Here is a 1,898-nt window from a genome sequence, read left to right as displayed (position 1 = left end):
TTTAATTTGGCCTTATATAAAAATAATTTTTGTCCTATTCTTAAAAATTTGTCATATTTATTATATTTTTTAATTATTGTATAGCCAATAAATAGGTGTTCCAATATTAAATAATTTAAGCAAAAACAGCAAATTATAGTTATTAAAATTTTAATCAAACACAAAATAATTTAGTCCTCTTGTTTTGGGCTAAGCCTCAAACTATCGAGAGGGCTCACTACCCGTCGCTTCTCCTCAGAAGAAACCTTCGTATAAATTTCCGTCGTTTGAATCGAAGAGTGCCCTAAGAGCTCTTGAATAATGCGCAAATCAACGCCGGATTCTCGCAAATGCGTTGCGAAACTATGCCGAAGCTTGTGAGGTGTGACTGGCTTGAGCAAACCCGCACGAGCCCCGGCGCGCTTGAGCACGGCCTGCACGGACCTTGCAGTCATGGCTCTGCCATTCTTGCCTTGGAACAAAAAACCCTTCTCAATACCTTTCTTTTGCACGAACCGCCTAATGAGTTGTACGGTCTCCTTACTCATAATAAACATGCGGTCCTTCTTTCCTTTCCCTTCCCGAACCCACCCGATTCGCTGCTCCAACTCCAAATCCTCGACCTTGACATGGACACACTCGCTCACTCTCAACCCTGACCCATACAATAACATCACGAGAAGCCTGCTCTTCATACTTGGCAACACGCTCAAAATACGCGAAATTTCTTCCTTGCTCAGCACAACAGGAAGGGATCTTGGAATTTTGGGAACGACAATATTCCCGACCTGCTTGTGCAACACCTCTCTGAGCGCAAACAACACGCCGGCCCGCGCCAAATGCAAGGTCCTTGCTGAGGCGTTCTTCTCGGTTACAAGCAAGCTCAAAAACGCCTTGACATCCTCGTCGCTTGCCTCGTAAAGTTGCTTTGGCTGCAAGAATTCAATGAACTGCCCAACATAGCGAAGATAAGCTCGAGCGGTCTCGCTGCTATATCCTCTTAGAACGAGTTCGCTTTGCATGCGCGTTCTGATGTCTTGGTTCATCGGGCTTCCTTTTTAAACACTCTTTATTTGTTCGGGTAATGTATATTACCCGAATATTTATTTATAAAGTTTTGGTTTCTTTCCTTCCGCTATTAGGACTGCCGCCCCTTTCTTTATAAAGGGCGCTCGCTCAACGCTCAAACCACGTATTTGATCAAAAAACCCTGGGCTTTTCTTGCAAAAACCACCATCGGAGGCATCCCCTTCAGAAGGTTGTTGAAAGAATGGAGAGGAGGGGGGGGCAAAGAACAGCAGAGCCTGCCTTGCGCTACTATTCAGGCCTACCAAAAGCTCGCTAACGAGTTGCTGGCAACGATGTGCTTTTTTGTTGACGGGCCTTTTCTTGTTTCCACCATACAGAACGTACGCGAACGAGAGAATGCGAAAGGCGGATCGAAAGAAGAATTGGCAATGCTTGTTGAGGGCTTCTTCCTCGAGCTTGCTTGGTCAAGCTTGGTAATTGGGACGAGCGGGTGGTCGATTGCTTCGTTTTTTTGCCTTTGCAAGGGCTCGTCTTACCCCGACCTTCTTTGCTTAAATAATTTAGTCAAAACTTTAATTTTTTAGTTTCTTTTTTTTGGGACTTCTCCGCTCCGTTTTCTTTGCAGACGTGTTCTTTTGCAACCGGGACGCTTTTCGCACCCGGCCGGTTTCTGCATTGCGCTTGCCGGGCGATTTGGGCTCTTTGGCAGGCGATTTGGCTGAAGATATGGATTTTTGCGCTCTCACGCCTGCAAAATACTTTCTAAATGCCATGTAGAGATCACGTAATGCTGTCTCTCCTTCAGGGGTGAGGTGATAAATCTTCTTTCTTCCAAAACGCCGGTAGGTAATGAGTTTTCCTCTTCTCAGCTTCTTCAAAGCAGGATAGAT

Annotated in this window: 3 protein-coding genes; 1 reads left to right on the top strand and 2 read right to left on the bottom strand. The window is 45.3% G+C overall.

The window, feature by feature from the left end; all coding sequences use genetic code 11:
* Positions 1-170 precede the first annotated feature (170 nt).
* Positions 171-1,025 carry an integrase gene (locus tag D6783_05655; protein ID RME52176.1) on the bottom strand — a complete coding sequence of 285 codons (855 nt, stop codon included), beginning with the start codon at positions 1,023-1,025 and terminating at the stop codon, positions 171-173.
* A 150-nt stretch (positions 1,026-1,175) separates the two neighbouring features.
* Here D6783_05655 and D6783_05650 point away from each other — a divergent pair, with 150 nt between their 5' ends.
* Positions 1,176-1,592 (top strand): hypothetical protein, encoded by a 417-nt coding sequence (locus tag D6783_05650; protein RME52175.1) that lies wholly within the window; start codon positions 1,176-1,178, stop codon positions 1,590-1,592.
* Here D6783_05650 and D6783_05645 read toward each other — a convergent pair.
* On the bottom strand, positions 1,581-1,898 hold a 318-nt coding region (locus tag D6783_05645; protein ID RME52174.1), incomplete at its 5' end, for a hypothetical protein. The two genes, D6783_05650 and D6783_05645, sit on opposite strands and share 12 nt — an antisense overlap.

The sequence above is a fragment of the Candidatus Woesearchaeota archaeon genome, assembly GCA_003694805.1.
Classification (GTDB): domain Archaea; phylum Nanobdellota; class Nanobdellia; order Woesearchaeales; family J110; genus J110.
This window is presented reverse-complemented; position numbering and strand designations above follow the sequence as displayed.

Bases quoted from the DNA above. Each gene is read 5' to 3' on its own strand.
- D6783_05655 (RME52176.1), bottom strand. From the start codon at position 1,025: ATGAACCAAGACATCAGAACGCGCATGCAAAGCGAACTCGTTCTAAGA.